The organism is Bradyrhizobium sp. AZCC 1693 (genome assembly GCF_036924745.1).
Lineage (GTDB): Bacteria > Pseudomonadota > Alphaproteobacteria > Rhizobiales > Xanthobacteraceae > Bradyrhizobium.
On sequence record NZ_JAZHSD010000001.1, the window covers coordinates 5,492,395 to 5,509,213 of the forward strand.

The 16,819-nt window shown below is 58.6% G+C and carries 17 protein-coding genes; 10 read left to right on the plus strand and 7 right to left on the minus strand.

Annotated features, from left to right (window positions below; translation table 11 throughout):
- The first annotated feature begins 3 nt into the window (after nt 1-3).
- The 3 genes from V1293_RS26035 to V1293_RS26045 all read left to right on the plus strand — a co-directional run bounded on the left by V1293_RS26035 (nt 4) and on the right by V1293_RS26045 (nt 3,493).
- Nucleotides 4-1,266, plus strand: coding sequence for a thiolase family protein (locus V1293_RS26035; RefSeq protein ID WP_334513363.1), 1,263 nt, complete (start codon nt 4-6; stop codon nt 1,264-1,266).
- Nucleotides 1,263-2,219, plus strand: coding sequence for an NAD(P)H-dependent flavin oxidoreductase (locus V1293_RS26040; protein ID WP_334513365.1), 957 nt, complete (start codon nt 1,263-1,265; stop codon nt 2,217-2,219). Before V1293_RS26035 ends, V1293_RS26040 begins: the two co-directional genes overlap by 4 nt.
- Nucleotides 2,220-2,281: 62 nt before the next feature.
- The gene (locus tag V1293_RS26045) at nt 2,282-3,493 is read left to right on the plus strand and encodes an ABC transporter substrate-binding protein (protein WP_334513367.1); all 1,212 of its coding nucleotides are present in this window, start codon (nt 2,282-2,284) and stop codon (nt 3,491-3,493) included.
- Between the two features lie 189 nt (nt 3,494-3,682).
- Here V1293_RS26045 and V1293_RS26050 read toward each other — a convergent pair whose 3' ends face one another.
- The 7 genes from V1293_RS26050 to V1293_RS26080 all read right to left on the minus strand — a co-directional run bounded on the left by V1293_RS26050 (nt 3,683) and on the right by V1293_RS26080 (nt 11,048).
- Nucleotides 3,683-3,940 (minus strand): hypothetical protein, encoded by a 258-nt coding sequence (locus tag V1293_RS26050; RefSeq protein ID WP_334513368.1) that lies wholly within the window; start codon nt 3,938-3,940, stop codon nt 3,683-3,685.
- 103 nt (nt 3,941-4,043) lie between these two features.
- Nucleotides 4,044-5,060: an integrase core domain-containing protein gene (locus V1293_RS26055; RefSeq protein WP_334513370.1), complete on the minus strand. Its 1,017-nt coding sequence runs from the start codon at nt 5,058-5,060 to the stop codon at nt 4,044-4,046.
- Between the two features lie 239 nt (nt 5,061-5,299).
- Nucleotides 5,300-5,488 carry a hypothetical protein gene (locus V1293_RS26060; RefSeq protein WP_334513372.1) on the minus strand — a complete coding sequence of 63 codons (189 nt, stop codon included), beginning with the start codon at nt 5,486-5,488 and terminating at the stop codon, nt 5,300-5,302.
- A 490-nt stretch (nt 5,489-5,978) separates the two neighbouring features.
- Complete coding sequence (locus V1293_RS26065; protein WP_334513374.1) at nt 5,979-7,709, minus strand: adenylate/guanylate cyclase domain-containing protein; 1,731 nt, start codon at nt 7,707-7,709, stop codon at nt 5,979-5,981.
- A gap of 620 nt (nt 7,710-8,329) precedes the next feature.
- Entirely contained in the window at nt 8,330-9,127 is a 798-nt protein-coding gene (locus tag V1293_RS26070) for a haloacid dehalogenase type II (protein WP_334513376.1), read from the minus strand.
- An 89-nt stretch (nt 9,128-9,216) separates the two neighbouring features.
- Complete coding sequence (locus V1293_RS26075; RefSeq protein ID WP_442894287.1) at nt 9,217-10,035, minus strand: anti-sigma factor family protein; 819 nt, start codon at nt 10,033-10,035, stop codon at nt 9,217-9,219.
- The gene (locus V1293_RS26080; RefSeq protein ID WP_442894288.1) at nt 10,032-11,048 is read right to left on the minus strand and encodes a sigma-70 family RNA polymerase sigma factor; all 1,017 of its coding nucleotides are present in this window, start codon (nt 11,046-11,048) and stop codon (nt 10,032-10,034) included. The genes V1293_RS26075 and V1293_RS26080 overlap by 4 nt, the downstream gene beginning before the upstream one ends.
- A 35-nt stretch (nt 11,049-11,083) precedes the next feature.
- On the opposite strand from V1293_RS26080, the gene V1293_RS26085 reads away from it, so the two are divergent.
- From V1293_RS26085 to V1293_RS26115, 7 genes are all read left to right on the plus strand, one after another.
- Nucleotides 11,084-12,061, plus strand: coding sequence for an MBL fold metallo-hydrolase (locus V1293_RS26085; protein WP_334513377.1), 978 nt, complete (start codon nt 11,084-11,086; stop codon nt 12,059-12,061).
- Nucleotides 12,062-12,117: 56 nt separating this feature from the next.
- Nucleotides 12,118-12,555, plus strand: coding sequence for a tetratricopeptide repeat protein (locus tag V1293_RS26090; protein ID WP_334516909.1), 438 nt, complete (start codon nt 12,118-12,120; stop codon nt 12,553-12,555).
- On the plus strand, nt 12,552-13,052 hold the full coding sequence (locus tag V1293_RS26095) for a DoxX family protein (protein ID WP_334513380.1): 501 nt from the start codon (nt 12,552-12,554) through the stop codon (nt 13,050-13,052). The genes V1293_RS26090 and V1293_RS26095 overlap by 4 nt, the downstream gene beginning before the upstream one ends.
- A 106-nt stretch (nt 13,053-13,158) precedes the next feature.
- Nucleotides 13,159-13,611 (plus strand): c-type cytochrome, encoded by a 453-nt coding sequence (locus V1293_RS26100; protein ID WP_334513382.1) that lies wholly within the window; start codon nt 13,159-13,161, stop codon nt 13,609-13,611.
- Between the two features lie 77 nt (nt 13,612-13,688).
- The gene (locus V1293_RS26105; protein ID WP_334513384.1) at nt 13,689-14,600 is read left to right on the plus strand and encodes a cytochrome c; all 912 of its coding nucleotides are present in this window, start codon (nt 13,689-13,691) and stop codon (nt 14,598-14,600) included.
- A gap of 114 nt (nt 14,601-14,714) precedes the next feature.
- A complete protein-coding gene (locus V1293_RS26110) occupies nt 14,715-14,957 on the plus strand; it encodes a hypothetical protein (RefSeq protein ID WP_334513386.1) in 243 nt (80 codons plus the stop codon).
- Nucleotides 14,958-15,268: 311 nt separating this feature from the next.
- Nucleotides 15,269-16,816 (plus strand): hypothetical protein, encoded by a 1,548-nt coding sequence (locus V1293_RS26115; RefSeq protein ID WP_334513388.1) that lies wholly within the window; start codon nt 15,269-15,271, stop codon nt 16,814-16,816.
- The last annotated feature ends 3 nt before the right edge of the window (nt 16,817-16,819 follow it).

Below are 16,819 nucleotides of genomic sequence, written 5' to 3' on the forward strand. Positions count from 1 at the left end.
ATGATGGACGACATATTCATTCTGGGCGTCGGCATGACGGAGCTCGGCAAATTGCCTGATCGCAGCGTCAAATCGCTCACGGCCGAAGCCGTCAGCGGGGCGCTGGACGACGCGGGGTGCAGTCAAGCTAAAATAGACGCCGCGTACTTCTCGAACACCACGCAGTCGATCATTGAGGGACAGCATCTCATCCGCGGGCAAATTGCCCTGCGGGCGATGGGATTTTCGGGAATTCCGATCGTCAACGTGGAGAATGCTTGCGCCAGCGGCAGCACGGCCCTGTACCAGGCCGTCAATCATCTTCGCGCTGGCGCTGGCGAAGTGGTGCTCGCCGTCGGCGTGGAAAAGATGTACAGCGCCGACCGCAAAAAATCCGCGGCCATTTTCGACGGCGGTTGGGATGTCCATCAGTCTGCCGTCATTTCCGAGCGGCTATCCGCAATCGGCGACGGCGTGACCGTGCCGCCTGGTAGTGGACCCGGGGTGCCCGGTCCGTTCATGGAACTCTACGCTTCGCTCGCCAGGGGGCACATGAAGCGCTTCGGAACGACCGAACGGCAGCTCGCGGCCGTGGCGGCGAAGAACCATCGCCATTCCACCATGAATCCGCTTTCACAGTATCAGCACGACATGAGCATCGATGAGGTGCTCGCGGGAAAGCTGATCTGCTGGCCTCTCACCCTGCCGATGTGTTCGCCGATTAGTGACGGTGCGGCGGCCGTTATCCTATGTACCCGCGGTGCGCTGAAGCGCTTCGAGGCGTCCCGCGCGATTCCAGTCCTCGCTTGCGTATTGGCGAGCGGGACCGAGCGTGACTGGCAGGCCGCGGAACGTCACCTTTGCCGGACCGCCGCGCTCAAAGCCTATGACCAGGCCGGCGTCGATCTGTCCGACATATCAGTCGCCGAGGTCCACGATGCTTCCGCCTTTGCCGAAATCGTGCAGACCGAAAATCTCGGGTTCTGCGAGTTGGGGCAGGGCGGATGGCTGGCTGAGCGCGGCGAGACGTCGATCGGCGGGCGTATTCCAGTCAATCCGTCCGGGGGTCTGGAGTCCAAGGGGCATCCGCTCGGAGTGACGGGCTTGGCGCAGATCTTCGAACTCGTACAGCAATTGCGAGGGACGGCGGGAGCGCGGCAGGTCGATGGCGCCCGTCTTGCGGTGGCTGAAAATGGCGGCGGATTCATCGGGGTAGAGGAGGCGGCGGCGGTCGTGACGGTCCTGGCACAAGCAAACACTCGCATGCGGGAGGGCCGCGCGTCATGATTCCTGAAAAGCTCCGAAATCGTCTCAGCATGCCGGCGATGGTAGCGCCGCTGTTCCTGGTGTCCGGCCCGGACCTTGTCGTGGAATCATGCAAGGCTGGCTTCGTTGGCAGCTTTCCCACATTGAACCAACGTACGCCCGAGGGACTGGAGCAATGGCTCGTCGAAATCCGCAACAGGCTTAGCAATGCGCATGCACCCTTTGGAGCGCAGTTCGGCATTCATCGGACGAATCCACGCCAAGCTCCCGACCTCGCTCTCGCCATCAAATACGAAGTGCCGATCGTCATCACGACATTGGGGATCACCCGTGAAATCACCGACGCGATCCACGCCTATGGCGGGCTGGTATTTCACGACGCCACGACCGTGAAACATGCGGTGAAGGCGATTGACGCGAATGTGGATGGCGTCATCGCGGTGTCGCAAGGGGCGGGCGGTCACGCGGGCACCATCAATCCGTTCGCGTTCCTGACCGAATTGCGGCCCGTCGTGGGCGATCGAATTCTCATCTTGGCGGGCGCCATCAGCAACGGACGATCCGCCGCGGGCGCGATCGCGGCCGGTGCCGACATGGTTTCGCTCGGCACCTGCTTTGTCCCCACGATCGAGAGCATGGCGCCCGTCGAACAGAAGCAGATGGTTGTCGATTCCACCGCGGACGACATCATTTACACCGATGAGATATCGGGGATCGGAGCCAGCTTCCTTGCCCAGACCTTGAAGAAGTTCAGAAAGACGAATGAGCCGAAGAAGGGCTTCGACGTCGCCGAGGAAATCAACCCCAAACTGTGGCGTGACTACTGGTCTGCTGGGCAGGGGGTCGGCGGGAGTAGCGAAATCATTCCGGCGCGCGCGCTCTGCGAACGAATTATCGAGGACTACGCCGTTGGCTTGACGCGTGCGGAATTCGGCGCAGGCTGGCGAGCAAGCGCCCCAAACGATCGGTCCTGACAGGTCGGTGTTGAACCGACAGGGACGGTCGGGTCGAAGCTAAGATAGCAGGGGAGGTAAGCATGATTAAATCAAGGACGTTTGCTTGGATTGGTGCGGCGGCGCTTGCGCTTGCCGGAAATTGCAGTGCATCTGCGGCCGATGACCGCTTCAAAATTGGCGTGCTCACCGATTTGACAGGACCCTATTCCGCCATTACGGGAAAGGGCTCCGTCGCTGCGGCGCGCCTCGCTGTCGAAGATTTCGGCGGCAGCCTGCTCGGCAAGCCGATCGAGCTGGTCGTGGCCGACCACACCAGCAAACCGGACATCGGCGCTAACTTGGCCCGGCAATGGTACGATGTCGACGGGGTTGACGCCATTTTCGACGGCGCCGGATCGTCCGTTGCCCTGGCCATTCTGGAAATCGCGCGATCGCGCAGCAAGATTGTCGCCTTCGGAGGCGTGATCTCACCGGATGTGACCGGGAAGCTTTGCGGTGAAACCATATCGAGTTGGGCATGGGACACTCATGCGATGGTTGCCACGAGCCTGGAAACCCTGATGAAGCTGGGGGGCAAGCGGGTGTTTTTCGTCAGCCTTGACAGCGCTGCCGGGCGCGCGCTGGAAAATGACGCAACCGAGATCATCAAGGCTGCCGGAGGCACGATCCTGGGCTCGGTCAAGCACCCGCTCAACACTGTGGATTTTTCCTCGTTCCTTCTGCAGGCCCAGGCAGCGAAGCCGGATATTGTCGTCTTCGCCAATGCCGGAAGCGATACCGTCACCTCGATCAAGCAAGCGGGTGAGTTCGGGCTTACGTCGGGTATGAATGCCATCACCGTCGCAGGACTCCTCGCGCTCATCAACGATGTGGATGCGCTGGGACTGAAGCTCGCGCAGGGAGTAGTCGTCGCCGAATCGTTTTACTGGGATCAAAATGATGCCACCCGAGCATGGAACAAGCGATTCCAGGAGCGGGTCGGCGCGCCCGCAAATATGCTGCAGGCGGCGGTCTATAGTTCGGTTCTCCATTATTTGAAAGCCGTCAAGATCGCGGGTACGCAGGATGGACCAAAAGTGGCGGCGGCGATGAAGGCGACGCCGATCGAGGACTTCTATTCGGACAAGGTATTGCTACGGGCAGACGGTCGCGCCGTCCGCGACTTCTACCTGTTCAAAGTCAAGAGCCCGGAACAATCCAAGCAGCGCTGGGACGATTATCTCGTCCTGAACAGATTGCCGGGCGCACAGGCGTTCCCCGCCGCCCGAAGTGAGTGCCCTCTGATGAAGTAGGTACTACCTCGTAGCATCGGCAGCCCGGAGGACATGAGCGGAGTTCGGGACGGTCCTTGGTTCGGTGAGCAATCGACCGAAAAACTGTAGATCCAACTTGCGATGCCGGGAAATCTGGCGATCGTCGTCGCGCCATTTCGACGGTCAAGCAGATCGAAGGGGTGGTTGTTGAGCCAATGAGGCTGCGCTTCAAGCCGTCGAGTACTTCTCGTCCTGGAAAGCGAGCCCTTTGCCATACGGGCCATAGCTCATGATGGTCGGGTAACGTCCTACGCCCAGGGGGAGGAACACGTCGACTCGGAGAACGGTCCGATCATCCATGATGATTGGCGCGTCCCAAAGAATCTTCATGCCGTCGCGAATTTCGCTGCGCCCGGGGTCGATTTCGGTTTCCGTATGCATTCGGTCTAGTTTCACGTTTACCTCCTCGATGATTGAGATGTTCATAGGCTTGCCAGCGCCACAGCCCGAGCACTCAATCGCACCGGGAAGATTTCGGCGGCATATGGAGCGATATTCGAACGATGACATGCCTGTGTGTACCGAAAACTTAAGCTCGGGCGTAGTGGTGGTGAAGTCCGCCAAGGATGGCGTGTGATTTGATGCTACCGATTCGCTGAATTTGACGAGAGACTGGTGCATCTTTGTCCAATGACCGGTGCGTCCTGATGTCATTGTAATAGCGTGCGTACGATTGCAGAATCTGGCGCAGATGCACCTCACCCAGGACAATGATGTGGTCTACACACTCACGCCGGATCGATCCGATCAGCCGTTCGGCAAAGCCGTTCTGCCAAGGTGAGGCTGGTGCGGTAGGCTTGTCCCGGATGCCCATGGCGCGCAATCGGCGCGTGACGATGCTGCCATAGATCCGGTCGCGATCGCGGATGATGTAGTCCGGAGCCTCATCCCAAGGAAATGCCTCCGTTATTTGACGTGCAACCCATTCGGCCGTCGGATTTGCTGTGACGTTGATCCAGACGAGGTCTCTGCGGTCGAGTCGGACGATGACTAAGGCATAGAGCAGGTCGAAACCGATAGTTGGAACAACGAACAAGTCCATGGCGGCAATGTCTGGCGCGTGGTTATGCAAGAAGGTCCGCCATCCCTGGCTGGGTGGCCCCCGTCGTTTGACCATGTACTTGGCGACGCTCGACTGCGCGATCTCGAACCCGAGCTTGAGTAGCTCGCCGTGGATGCGTGGCGCGCCCCAAAGCGGATTTTCGACGCTCATCCGCCGGATCAATACGCGCAGCTCCGTCTCGATCTGCGGTCGCCCTCCCAGTGGGCGTGACTTCCAACGCCAGTAGCAGCGAAAACCGGCCCGATGCCAACGCACGAGCGTCTCGGGCCGGATGATCGTGAGAACCTGCAGGATTGATGGAAACCAGCGATACAGCTGGATAAGGAACCAGCGATCATGGTTCGTGAGCCGGACGCGACCATGCAGCCTACGCCTCAAGACAATCAACTGATGTCGAAGCACCGCGTTCTCGGCCTCAAGCCGCAACTTCGACTTGAATGGCGAGGCCAAGACGGCCAGAACGAAACAGAGCAGCCCGATCATTCCGCCAGCTTAGGCGATTCCATCACGTCATCAACTCGGATAAGGTTCTCGGTACACACAGGAGCGAGGAGATTGAGCTTGCCGCAGCTTGATTGCTGTACAATAGGGATAGGATTGGTGGCACCTCGTCGCTTTCAATAATGTTCGAGACAACAGTAGTTCGATCCCGTGTAGTCGTGCAAATCGGCGAAATCATAGTCTGGTGACATGGCTGGGACCGTTCAACTCGCCACAATCCGTTAGAAAAACGACTTGACCGTCAGCCCTGCTGCGCGGGCATCCTGTATGAATGTATGCGCTTCCTCATTGGACATGGTGAGATCAATGCCACCGAGGAATTCCTCTCCTCTAGGTGTCTTCGCACGGAACGTCGTCTCGCCGTGGCCGACATGAACCGTATAATCAATGTCGCTTTGTGCTTCGGGCATGGCATCCTCCGAAGGCGGGTATATTGCGCCCATTTCAACCGGTCGCACAAGGTTGCAATTGCAAAGCGGACGCTGCTCTATGGCTGACGAGTCACGGAAGTCGCCTATTTCGGCGTGCCAGTGACAGTTCACTCCGCGAAGTGCACCAAAGGTGAGTTATCCTTTCAAGACGACAACGCGCGCCGTCAGCCTCGTGCGCTTTGTGCCCTTTACGCGTTCACAAAATCAAAAGCCAATTTACGTTCAGTTCTTGAACAGCACTTGGGGTTCGCCTAGGTGGCCGGAGCCTTGCGAATGCACGTTTTGGAACGGCCGCTTCCGGCGCGAAGCGGACATTGGCATAATCTGGCAATGGTTGCTCTTGTTCTCGGGAAGCCACCAATCGGCAGACAGAGGTACACCCGGAAACGCGGTGGTCAAGCATCGCACTACTCCGCTTGGGCCCATTTCTTGGAATGATTTAGCTCCGAGAATGCCTGCAGCGATTTTCCTAGGCGACGATGGCGATTCTCGGTGAGGACAACATCCTTGCATTTGCAACAACGCGGGCGATCATGGGCTGGGTACGTCCGCGGATCGCTAGTTCTTGCTCTGGCCGCAAGTTAACCGGTAGACCCGCTGTCTTGTAAACCTCCTCTGACAGAATGACCTCGCATTCGAGGCCCTTCGTCATGTCCTGCAGGCGCGCAGCCACGTTGACGGCATCTCCAAGTGCGGTGAACACCTGGTGATCGCGGTAACCGATGTCGCCGATGATCACTTCGCCACCATGGATGCCGATCCCGAAACGGACCGGCTCGAGCAAGTCGTGGCTTAGAAATTGATTCAACTCATCGATATTCGTAGCAATCAGTGCTGCTGCCTGAAGGGCTTGGCGGCAGGCGGTTTGCGGGTTGGCGTTGAGCCCGAATAGGGCCAATTCCCCATCCCCGACAAATTGGTTCGGTTGACCGCCGCATTCGATCACGGCCCGGGAGACTGCGCTCAGGAACCGGTTGACAATGAATACGGTATCGAACGGCAATCGCTGCTCCGCAAGTGTGGTCGATCCGCGCATGTCCACGAACATACTGACAAGATAACGTTCCTGACCAATACGGACAGAACCTGCTTTGCGGACAGAAGCCGCTGTGACATGGGGCATAAAAATCTGGAAGAAGGACAGATCAGTGTTCGGCCGCAATTGGCAGGCGAGGCGAATTGCCGGATCGGCACCGGCGCCCACACGGTTGAGCACGAAGGCTTCTCGCTTTGACGGCTCCGGCAGCGCACTGCAATCGCCTATCACACGAATACGACAGGTAGAGCACCGAGCGCGACCGCCACAAACGCTGGCGTGCGGCACGTTATTGCGAAGGCTCGCTTCGAGCACGCTCAGGCCCTTCGGCACGCGAACCGTCCTGCCGTTGCCGTAGGACAGATTGATCATGCCGCCGCGGCGCTCATTCAACGTGCGCACGCCGCGCGCGATCAAAACAAATCCGATCAGGCCGACATATCCAATCAGAAAATAGTCGACGATGCTGTCGATGATGGCTTGCTCCGCAGCGGTCCCGACCTGACGTCGGGAGAGATTATCCGCTTTCCATTGCATGGTGCCGCTGTCATGCACTACCCTTCGTCCGCCTTGATAGAGGCCGAGCATGGCAAGCGTCGGAATGAGTACCGCTGCGGCCAGCAGAAACGGCGCCGCCGTCTCGAAGAACGCCTTCATGCGGAGCCAGAAATACAGTCCAATGCAGCCGTGAACCCAAGATACGATCAAAACAATGAACATCAGCCACATCTTGTATGGCCATATGATCCAGTACGAGTAAAACACCTGCGGATAGAGTTTTTGATGTTGGAATAGTACGTCGTCAAACCGCAAACCGGCAAGATGGGTGATGATAAGGGCAGGGATACTTAAACCTAAAACAAGTTGTATCGGCTCGATCGCTTTCCAGTGAAATTGACGGCGCTGGTAAAGCGCCCAGATCCCGAGGCCGGCATGGGCGGTTGCCGCGGCATAAAACACCGTCGAGACAGGTAAACTTTTCCAGAAAGCGGTGTGATATTTGACACCTGTGGCAAGGGCATCCAGCGAAATATTGCCGAGCGCATGGTTGATGAAATGGCTTAGCAAGTAGGCGAACAGAACCAGCCCACAAGCCAGACGGATCTGCCGGACGCCGACGCTGCGGATATATTTGTCTAGTGATGCGCGATTGAGCTCAGTCATGTGCATAATTCCGGCCGACGACTTTTTTCCGCAACATGCTCGTCCCTGTTGGAGGCCAACAGCTAACAGACCGTTTCAACAGCGAGATTATTTCAACGAATGACGACGGCCGACAAAAATATGGCGTGATGAGTCTGCGTTGCTTTCAGTTCGTTCAGCCGTCTGGCGTCACTGAACGTCCTTTTGGGAATCCCTGCTCCGCCTCTCAAAGAGAGAGTTCACCTTCCTACGTTGGAGAGAAGTTGACCCAATTTCCCGGCGTCCATGTTTGATCTGGATGCCCGATAACTCCGCGGGAGCTAGAATGGATTGTCACTGCTGCATAGCGAATTAGCTAACTCAAGTTGAATCGACTCGGAAAAATGCGCTAATTCTGGTCTTCAGGAAATTCGTGCATCTTTCAGAGAAGGCTGAATTGCTTCGGTCCAGTGACGATATGGGTAACAACTTGCCAATGCAGAGGGGCGGACGGTTATTGGCGTCTCAGCGCACCTCTGGTTCGCGAGTTAGTGGATGTGGAACGTTGTAGGCCGGCCAGGTTTCGTGACGTCAATCGAGCTTCGGGAGCCGGGACCTATAGAGCATTCATTTCAGCATTTTTGAATTCAATCGCCGCCTGACTAGTAAGACAGGAATCTAAGTAAATCGTCCATCCCGCTACCTTCGCCATCGGGAATCACATCGAGCTGCTCAAGCAGTTGCTTCTGGCGATTGACCCAAAATGTTGGATAGCCAAAGAGCTTGGCGCCGGCCGCGTCCCATCCTGCGAAAGCTGCGAAAAGGATTTCCTCGCGCTTTAGACTGAAAGCTTCGATACCCATTTGGTAGGCTTTCGGGTGAGGTTTGTAGACGCCGACAGCGTCCGTGCTAAGCTTGTGCTCGAAGAATTCTGTTAGACCCGCGCTATTGATATTCGCGTCCATCATCGCCGGAGAAAAATTGCTTAGGAACGCCAAGCGGATTCCGCTCTCGCGCAGCTTGGACAGCGCGGGCCTCACATCGGGCCACGCTTTCATATGCATATAGCCACCGACCAAAGCCTTTCGCTTCTCATTTGTCATCTCAAGATCGAGCGATTTGCCTGCGAAGACAAGCGCATCGTCGATGACGCCGAGAAAGTCGCGGTACCTTTGTGCGGCGGTGCGCAGCCATGCGTATTCGAATTGTCGGGTTCGCCAAACGTTGGACAATTGCGCTCCGCGGCCGGGAAAGAGCTCTTCGGCCATTGCAAAGATGGGACGCGGGTCAAAAATCGGAAAGCCATCGAAGGCGATCGCTTTGATGGCCGGCTTCGCATCGGTGGCGGCAGCTGTCGCGGTCAATATTCCGGAAGCCGTGACGGTGCTGCAGGCAATTTCCAGGAATTTACGACGGTTGATCAACATGGAATTACTTCGCGCGAGATGGGTGTCGGACATTCGCAAGCATCCCGGATATGCTAAGCGTGGAGTGAAGGCGGTGCGGCGCTACGGAAGGTTTTCTCCCAGGTCAAGCGACAGGCGAGCCGTCATTTGGAAGTCCTGCTAGAAAATGCCACCCGAAGCCGGGCGAGATCGTCGGTGGTGACATCCGAGACAGCGCAGAATGTCAAGCCGCCTGCGACCCAAGATTCCATGTTGTAGCCGTCCCGTGACGCAGTAGCTCGCCAAGTTGCAGTCTCTCCGCCGACGGCGGCCGGCCAGACAAAGACGTTGATAACATGCGAGTGTCGCTTGTAGACCAGCGCGGCCACGACACGCCCACCGATATAATCGATGCGACCGCCTTCCAGCGGAAAGCCCTCCCGTGCCAGATCGACCACTGGAGGCGAGAAATCGATCTTTCCGTTAAACCAGGGTTTGACGGTATGCTGATCCGATGTCGCGACGTCGGTGAGGTGATCGACCAGCAGCGATCGAATGTGGCCGGAAATGACTTCATCTCCGATTGTCGAACGATCCGACATCGGCGTCATCACCAGCAGCAGGCTTGCCGCAAGAGCAGCCAGCGATGGCACGAACATCCACTGCCTGATGAATCCGAGAATACTAAAGCGTTTTTCGTCTCGCTCGTGGACCAACGCCGCCGATCGCGTCTGCATCGCGGCCTCGCGCGAGATCGATTCAAGTACCTGGGCCCGCACATGATCCGGCGTCCGCCACTGCACTCCTTTTTGCCCGACCCGTTGTTTCAAGGTCTGAAGGCCTTCCATTCTTCTTAAACAATGCGAGCAGTTTGCTATGTGCTGCTCGATCTGCAACGAATGGGCCGCGTCGAGTTCTCCATCGACGAAGCCGTGAAGCATCAACTCCATCTTGGTGCATTGGGTTGGAGCGGCGGGATTCACTTTTGTCCCTCCCAAAGCTCAGCTTCCTGACGCCACAGGCTCTCGAATTGCGTCCGCGCGCGCGCCAGACGCGACATCACAGTGCCGATCGGCAACGACGATGTATCCGCAATCTGGCGATAGGAGAGGCCTTCCAGTTCGCGCAAGACCAGTACCTCGCGCAGCGATCGCGGTAGTTTGTTGAGCACGCTGCGAACCTTGCCTGCTTCGGATATCCTAAGCAGCGCCGTCTCCGGCGTGTCGTCCTCGGACGCGACTTCGTCGACGGAGAAGTCTGCGGGATCGTTCCGGCGATGAACATCGACTTCCAAGCGTGCCTTACGGCGGCCTTCCAACAGCCAGTTGTGATAGCAATTGCGAACGATGGAAAAGATCCAGGCGCGTGCATCGCCGCCTTGATATCCGTTAAAACTTCGGTAGGCGCGAAGGAAGGTCTCCTGGACGATGTCCTGGGCGGCATCGGGATCTCGACTGAGAAATCGCGCGAAATTATAAGCGGCGTCGAGGTGCGGCACGATCTCGCGCTGGAACCTGCCGTACTGGTCCTTGGCGCTCAAGGCCGTCGGGCTGGCGTCCCGGATTCGCTCTTTGGGTGCACGGGCGACGGCATGGCCGCCGCTGGCGGCAACTGACCGGAGCCCGCTATCTTTCCCGATCGCAAGAATTTTGGCCGCGGCAGCAGCCAAAGCGTCCAGCAAGGATTCTGGCGCTCTGTAACCTGTCGCCAACGACGAGTTCATGACTGGATTCTGCCTTATTATTGGGTCGATCGGCCTGACGAAGGCCGGGCGCGCGGTTGTAATGAGCAAGTAGACCGCGGTGGCGGCCGGTTTATTCCGACCGCGCGGCGAAAATCGCACATTTATATTGCCGCCGGCGGATGCGGCTTCAAGCCCCCGATGCGCCGTATCGATGGCCGACCGGATCGACCCCAGCAAAAATTTTGCGGATCGAGAATAAATTTCGGGCGGCCCAGGTCTCCCTGTACGGAGGCATTGCTCGTTCCGCGCCATGCGCTCCGCGTCCGATCGGAATTGGGAGTACGTCAATGCTTATTATGTCACGCCGTGGTCTCCTGGCTTCCGCAGCCGTCGCTGCGGCCTTTGGCCTGCACGACAAGAGGCTTGCTTTCGTCGATACGGCCTATGCCCAAGCTCCGCTTGAGCCGACTAAGGGCGTCTACAAGTACAAGGTCGGTTCGATCGAGGTGAGTGCCATATACGATGGGATCTGGCGTAAGCCACATGATCCCACCTTCATCAAGAACGCCTCGGTCGAGGAAACCAAGGAAGCGCTCGCCAAGGCGGGCCTGACCACCGAATTCATGCCGATCCCGTTAACGGTGATCGTGCTCAAGATCGGCGACAAGCATATTATGGTTGATGCCGGATCGGGTGTCGGCCAGTGGCAGGCGAACGCCACCAACCTGCCGGCCAACATGAAGATCGCCGGTATCGATCGTAGCCAGATCAGCACTATCCTGGTGTCGCATTTCCATCCCGATCACGTCTGGGGGTTGATGGAGAAGGGCACCAACGCTGCCGTCTTCCCCCAAGCTGAACTCATCGTCAGCAGCACCGAATACAATTGGTGGACCGAACCCGGCCGGGTCGAGAAATTGGCCGAGGGCCGCAGGGCCGCCGGCAAACGCATCGGTGATGTATTCCCGACCTGGAAGAACTGGAAGCTGGTCGAGGACAATGCGGAAGTCGCGCCCGGCGTTCGCATCCTCACGGCGCCCGGTCACACGCCCGGTCATTCCGCCTTCCTGGTGACCTCGGGCAAGGATCAATTGATGGTGTCGAACGACGCGATGTATGTGCCGGCGCTGCTGGCGCCGCATCCGAACTGGCAGGGGGCCTACGATCAGGACGGCGCAACGGCCGTCGCGACCCGCCGCAAGCTGATCGACCGCGTCATCGCCGACAAGATGATGGTGTGCGGCGCGCATTTCCCGTTCCCCGGCAGCGGTACGTTCACGAAGGACGGCAACTCCTATGCCTTCGCGCCGGTCGCGCAATCCTGATCACATATGGAGTACATCTCATGAAAATCAAACCTTGCACCGCCCTGGCCGGTCTGATGTTGATCGTCGGTCTCGGCCTTGCACCAACCCTGGTGTCGGCGCCGGCCTACGCGGTCGACAACATGTCGTCGACCGATGCGCCCGACCTGACCTCGGTCCGCGCCAAGCTGAAGGCGAAAGACTATGCCGCCGCACTCGCTGAACTCAGAGACCTCGCCGAGGATGTCCAGCAGGCGGACGTCTATAATCTGTTGGGTTTTGCGCTTCGCAAGACCGGCGATTTCAAGACGTCGCTGACCTACTATACCAAGGCGCTGGAGCTGCAGCCGGATCACAAGGCCGCCCGCGAGTATCTCGGCGAGCTCTATGTCGAAACCGGCAATATGGAAAAGGCCAAGGAACAGCTCGCCGCTCTGGCAAAACTCTGTCCCGGCGGCTGCGAGGAGCGTGAAGACCTGCAGAAGGCGATCAACGCAAAATCGGCCAGTAATTGAAGCTTGAAGGGCGTATTGAAGCGGTCGTTGACACGCCCGCTTCAATTCCGCGGCGCGCAGCGGAGTGGAGTGGATCGATGGCTGAGGCAGTGAGCGCAAAGCTTGCTTTCCGAAATCTTGTTTTACTAGCAGGGCGGCTTCTGCTGGCCTGCATCTTCGTTCACGAGGGCGTCTTCCTGACCATGAATTTCGGTGCGGCGTCCGCGGCCATGGTGAAATCCGGCATCCCCGTGTTCGCCCTCATTTTGACTATCGCCTTGCAGCTCGCTGCAGGCATCGCGATCGCGGTGGGCTGGCAAACGCGTCTGGGCGCGGCGGCATTGGGCCTGTTCTGCGTGGCGACTGCCGTGCTGCTTCACACCAACTTGGCCAGCCGCAACGAACTTCTGCATTTCGAGAAGGACCTTGCGATATCAGGCGGGATGTGGGTCTTGATGCTGTGCGGTCCGGGAAGCTGGTCCGTTGACAATAGACGGAGGGCGCAACGAACCGCATGACCCTTCAGCGACCGGTCCTGGCGGCGCATCACAAGAAGACCGTCGGTGCGGCAGGAAACAACGCTCGATAGTCCGGTCTAACACAATCCTGATCGTGGAGCTTTGAATGAAACGATTCCTCGTGGCGGGCGTCTTCGCCTTGCTTTGTGTCGGTCTCGCCAGTGCGCAGCAGGACAAGGTCTCGGCGCGCATTCGCGCGATGAAGGCGAATGCGAAAAGCGTGTATGGAGACCTGAACAAGATCGTCAAGGGGACCCGCCCGTACGATCAGGCGGTGGTCGATGCCGCGCTCGCGCAGCTCCAGGACGCCTCTGGCAAGATCGAATCGTTGTACCCAGCCAGCACCAAAGGCTTGAAGGCTCCCAATGACGAATACAGTGCGTCCGCAAAAATCTGGGACAACAAGCCGGATTTCGAATCGCGCGCGGCCAGCCTTGCCAAAGTGATCGCAGACAACAAGGCCAAGATCAACGGCCTCGATAGTTTGAAGGCGGCCTATCCGTCGCTGGTCGGCGCATGCACCGGCTGCCATGAAGTCTGTCGTTTGAAGAGCGAGTAACCTGAAGCTGCGCGGCATCCGGATATGAATGCCGGACTGATCGCTGGCGCACCAGTTCGCGAAACGGTGAGAACGAAATGTGGTTGAGAGTCGGTTTCCTGGCGCTGGCGGCGGCCGTTACCGGGTTGGCTGTATTCTTGATCGTTACTGTTCCCGCGATTATCCCGGGCAGTGCGCTGCCGGCCTATTCGCCTGACGTCGGCAATGGCCAGATGGTCTTCAACGCAGGCGGGTGTTCGGCCTGCCACGCCGCCGCGGGGCAGGACCGCACCATGCTTGGAGGCGGGCTCGCGATTCCGTCGCCATTCGGGACCTTCTATGCGCCCAACATTTCACCAGATGCAAACGACGGCATCGGTGGCTGGAGCGAAGCCGACTTCGTCACCGCGCTCAAGCGGGGAACGTCGCCGGCAGGTACCCACTACTTTCCCGCGTTTCCCTACGGCTCCTATCAGCGCGTTGGGATCGAGGACATCCGCGACCTCTTCGCCTACATCAAGACCCTGCCGCCGGTGCCGGGCCGGATACGCGACCACGACCTCTCCTTTCCGTTCAATGTCCGCCGACTGGTCGGCGGCTGGAAATTCCTGTTCCTCGATCGCCAGCCATTGTCTCCGGACGCTGCGCGGTCCGCGGAATGGAATCGGGGCGCCTATCTCGTCAACGGCCTCGGCCATTGCGCCGAATGTCACAGCCCCCGCAATTTTCTCGGCGGCATTGTGGCCTCGCAACGATTTGCCGGTGGACCGAACCCGGAAGGCGAGGGATGGGTACCGAACATCACGCAAAAGGGCTTGCGCTCCTGGTCGGAAAAGGACATCGCCTCTTTCCTTGCGACAGGTGAATTACCAGATGGCGATTCTGCCGGAGGTTCGATGGTTCGCGTCATCAAGAATATTTCGCAATTGGGCGACAACGATCGCGCAGCAATGGCGGTCTATATCAAGTCGCTGCCTCCCGTCGTTGGCCCGCCATCTCCGAAAAAGTGATCGCTGCACCGTGATCCCGGATTGCCGGAGAGCTGGAATACGGCGCCTTGCATGCCGGTCTAGTCATGCAGGACCTGAGCAGTCGCGCAACAGGTCATCACGTGGAGAGGATCAATGACTCAATTCAAATTTCTCGCTGCGACCATTATCCTGTCGGCCTTCATCGCAACTCCGTCGCTCGCTCAGCGAATGATCGAGGAGCCCGGCATGTTCGCCTTTACCTATCCCAATGGTGACCTCGGTATCGGGTCGACACGGCCTCCCGCTGATGCCAAGGCTTTCGCGACGTTCAATGGCAACGGCAACGTGCCTCATGTTGTCCGTAAGCCGCGCCCGGCCGTCGCGAGGCGCTATTAATCTTTCAAACCGGTCTACCTCCAATTGACTGGGCTCAGCCATGCCCGGCTGAGCCCAGTCATCTGTGTGAGAAGTACGCTTGGCTGCGATCGAACGAAGCGCCGAGCGATGTCAATAAATTCCAGCACATCGCCGTGAGCAAAACGTGAAGCGAAATAGTCGTGCGATCGAGAATACCCGCACTTGATTTCAAGTCTCCCTCTCGAAGGAAGCATGCACACACTGCGAGGTGCGGTGTGCGAGGCGTCACCGCTTCCGAATGGGAGGTTTAAGTGAAGATACTGAAGGGGATTCTTCTTGGGGGCGTTCTCATGTCGACGAGCCAGGCGTTTGCGCAGGACGATACCGCATCGGAAATTCGCTTGCTCAAGGCCAAGCTCAAGCAGCTTGAACAACGTGTCGAAAATCAGGACCGCAAGGAACGGCAATCTGACGCGCAGGCAAAAGCCTTCGCTTCCAAGGCGCCATCGGCGTTCGACCCGTGCCCGGCCGGAAAGGTCTGCTACAAAGGCCTGACGCTGACATTCGGCGGCTGGATCGATCTGACCGACATCTACCGCACCCGCAACCTCGCATCCGACGTCGGATCGATTTACAACTCGATTCCGTATCGCGGGAACAGGAACTACAACATCGGTGAAAATCGCTTCTCGGCGCGCACCAGCCGATTGTCACTGCTGGCGGAAGGCAACGTCAATCCCGCGATCACCATCAAGGGTTACGGTGAGATCGATTTCGAGAGCGCCGGCAGCACCTCGAACCCTGTTGCGACCAACTCGTTCACGCCGCGCATGCGCCAGGCGAGTATCGAGATCGACCGCAACGATCTCGGCTTGCACCTGCTCGCTGGCCAAACCTGGTCGCTGACGTCACCGAGCAAGGTCGGCATCGACCCGCGCGGCATCGATGGGCCGCCCGTGGTCGACTTCGAATCCGTTCCCGGCATCTTTGCGGCGCGGCAACCGGGCGTTCGCGTCTGGAAGGATTTTGGATCGCAGTTTTCGCTTGCGCTGTCGGCCGAGAACGCCCAAACCATCTTCGTCGGCGGCAACGGTGACTTTCGTGGTGGCACTGCGCCGAATACCTTCGTCGGAACTCCGGCGTCTGGACCGCAGGGAGTCGTGGACCCCAGCACATTGTTCGGTGTGACAGGCCCGGGCGGAAGCTTCTTTAACCCTCTGACCAACCTCTCCCTCAATCGCGTGCCCGATGTCACCGTCAAGGCCGCGTGGGATCCGACGATCGGCGGCAACAAGCTGCACGTGGAAGCCTGGGGGCTCTACCGCGAACTGCTGGATCGCTCCAACTTCACAAACCACAGCGTAAGCAGTTTTGCCGTCGGCGGCCACGTGGCATACGAACTCCTCCCCAAGGTTCTCGACCTCCAGTTCACGGCTGCGCAGGGCGCCCTGGGCCGCTTCAGCGCAACCCCGTTCAACGACGCGACGTTACGGCAGGACGGTACGTTCCAGGTCCTGCCGATTCTCGGCATCCAGGGCGGACTCACCTGGCATGCGACGCCGGCGCTGGACCTCTACAGCTTCGCGGGACTCGAAAAGACGAAAGCCACGTTCTCGTTCGGGAGCAATGGCGCACCGTTCGGCTTCGGAAATCCGCTCTACGACAATCGTGGCTGCAACGTGGAAAACGCGCCGGCGTCACAGTGCAACGGCAACACGAGGGAGGTGCGACAGGTCACGGGTGGCTTCTACCATACGCTGCATCAGGGGGCGTTCGGAGCGGTAAAGGTCGGCGCTCAGTACTCTTACACCCAGCGGTTCGCGTTTGAGGGTGTCGGCGGAGCGCCGAAGACCGACGAGCACATCATCATGACCCAGTTCCGTTACTATCCGTTTTGAAGC